At 72.8% G+C, this 2,667-nt stretch carries 2 protein-coding genes; both read right to left on the bottom strand.

Features of this window, described 5'->3' with window-relative positions; genetic code table 11:
- A partial coding sequence (locus tag AC1D12_RS30455) for an nSTAND1 domain-containing NTPase (protein WP_477844968.1) occupies window positions 1-516 on the bottom strand: 516 nt, incomplete at its 3' end.
- 17 nt (window positions 517-533) lie between these two features.
- Window positions 534-2,582 (bottom strand): CHAT domain-containing protein, encoded by a 2,049-nt coding sequence (locus AC1D12_RS30450; protein ID WP_465114999.1) that lies wholly within the window; start codon window positions 2,580-2,582, stop codon window positions 534-536.
- Window positions 2,583-2,667 lie beyond the last annotated feature (85 nt).

The raw sequence follows: 2,667 nt of genomic DNA, 5'->3' as shown, positions 1-2,667 counted from the left end.
GGCCAGCACCAGGGACGACTTGCCGCTGCCTGACGCGCCGGTGACGAGCAGCAGCCGCTGCCGCTTCAGCCGCTCCACCAGCGCGGCGATCGGGTCGTCGCGGCCGAAGAAGTGCCTGGCATCCGATTCGCCGAACGCCGCCAGCCCGAGGTAGGGGCAGGCATCGTCCGACAGCTGCGGCAGCAGCGCCGCATCGTGCGGTGCGAGCAGCGGGCGCGCCACGTCCAGGCCGTGGCTGTAGCAGCGGCCGGCCCAGTAGTCGAGCATCGCCTGGCAGGCACGGCGCTCCTTCGTCTCGTCCAGGTAGGCGCCACCGGCCGCGCCGCGTTGCAGGAACCCGGCGACGTCGGGGAACATGCCGATCAGCTGCTGCCGCTCCGGGTCGGCCGCGCCGGCGCCCCCCTCGGCCAGCGCTTCGGCTTCCACCGCCACCTGGTCCAGCCGCAGCATCAAGGCCTCATGCACCTCCTGGAAGTCGGCGATCGTCTGGAACGGCAGTCGGTCCGGCTGGTTCATCGCCATTCCCCGCCCGCTCAGGCGCGGTGCCCGCCGGACACCCGGTCCTTCATGTCGCCGCACAGCTGCTTCAGGTCGGAATCGATGGTGTAGAAGCCGTAGTCGAAGTCATCGCAGAACTCGCCGAAGGCCGTGCAGGTCGACAGCGCGTCGTTGGCCGCGACGCCGCTGCCCAGCAGCTCGGCATGGCGGCCCAGGTCGGCGCAGCCGGCCGAGGTCCAGTCGGGCAGCATGCGCGTGATCGAGTCCGACAGCACCCGCCACTGGCGGCGGATCTCGTGGAAGCGCTGCGCCTCGGCGGCCTTGCGGATCACCGCGAGCCGGTTGTCCAGGCCCTGGCACAGCGTGTGCACCGTGGCGCCCTTGCGCAGCCTGGCCCCCAGCGCGCGGATCTCCTCGACCGCACGCGCGTCGAAATCGGCCCCCATGCCGCCCAGGAAGGCCAGCAGCAGCTCCAGGTCGAGGTGCTTGGCGAGCGTGGCCATCGTCGTGTCGACCAGTGCCGGCTGCACCGTCAGCAGCGTGTCGAGCGCGGCGAGCGCGTCGTCCAGCCGCTCGACCGAGCGCTGGGCGAGCGCCTCCTCCAGCGTGCCGACCGCGGCGGCGAACTCGTCGATCAGCGGCTGCATCAGCTGCGCGTCGCAGCGCTCCTGCTGCGCCACGCGGCGCACGTCGAGCAGGCGCTTCTTCATGTCGCGGCAGTGCGCCGAGAACTGCGCGAGCGAACTGCCGGCGGGAAACTCGTCGCGCCGCAGCTGGATCAGCGTGAGGTCGCCGCGCGTGGAGTGCAGCGCATCGTGCACCACCTTGTGGTCGTACAGCTCGGCGATCTCCGACAGCACGGTGGCGACTTCGCTGCTGGAGCCGGTGCGTGCGGCAGCGGCGGCCGGCGCGGCAGGCGGCGCGGCAGCAGGCAGCGCGAGCGCGGCCCGCAGCCCCAGCTCGTGCCCCTCGGCGATGCGCATGTAGAGCACCGGCGTCGCGAAATCGCGGCCGGTCGGCAGGTTCAGGTTCAGGATGGCGCCGCGCGCCTCGGCCATCGCCTCGTCGATGGTGTCGACGCGCGACAGCGCCAGGTACAGCATCTTCGAGAACGCGACCGCGCTCGCGTCGTAGACCGAGTACTGCATGCCGACCACCGCCGGGATGCCGGCCCGCACCAGCGACGGCGCGACACCGGCCCACTTGTTGCGGCCGTCGGTGCGCGCCGACTGGCAGGCCGCGAGCACCGCGAGCCGGATGCCCTTGGAGGCCAGCGAGCGCGCCAGCGCATCGACCTCCCACGGGTCGCTCGCGCCGTCGTCGCGCTGCAGCACCAGGTGGGCCGACGGCGCGCCGCCGTCGGCCGGCGTCCTGAACTCGCCGTGGCCGCTGAAGTGGAAGATCTCGGTGCCGTCGAGCAGCATCCGCTGCAGCGCCTCGCGCGTGGCCGGCCGGCACACGGCCATCTCCAGGCCGCCGACCGCGGCCACCGCCTGGCGCAGGTTGTCCAGGTCCTGGTCGATCTGCAGCGGCTGGCCCGGCGTGCGGCGGTCCTCGGGCTCGCACGGCACGGCCAGCAGCCGGCAGCCGGTGCGCCGGCCCTGCACCGCGGCCGCCAGCTGCGAGCACACCTCGTAGCGCACCACCGAGATCCGGCTGTCGCCGACCAGGAAGCCGCGCAGGCCGAGCGCCGCGCCGCCGCCGTCGAGGTCGCGCTCGACATGGGCAAACTCCCAGGGCACGACGTCGAGCTCGGTCGCGATGCACTTGATGCGCAGCCGCAGCCCTTCGTTCGGTGCCAGCTTGGCCAGCGAGTTCGTGAAGAAGCTGCGCGCCTTCGGCGGCAGCAGCAGGCCGCCGATGCGCTGCCCGAGCGCGACCAGCTCGCTGCGCTGGCCGCCGAGCCGGCGCGCGTCGAGCGCGGCCAGCTGGTGCGCCAGGTCCGCCGGCACGCACACCTCCTCCGGCACGGCCTGCTCGCCGGCCGGCGACGCATCGACCTGCACGCAGAAGCGCTCCCCGTCCAGGCCGGGCCGGACGTGGTTGAACAGTCGGATGTCGAGATTCCGGTAGGCGTCGATCATCGGGGGCCTCGGAGGTAACAGGCCGAGTGGACGCCGCTGCAGGGTGCACTGCATCCTCATTCGGAAGGACGCCACGGCCCTGTCC

It is taken from the genome of Rhizobacter sp. P1_G5, assembly GCF_056405435.1.
This window is presented reverse-complemented; position numbering and strand designations above follow the sequence as displayed.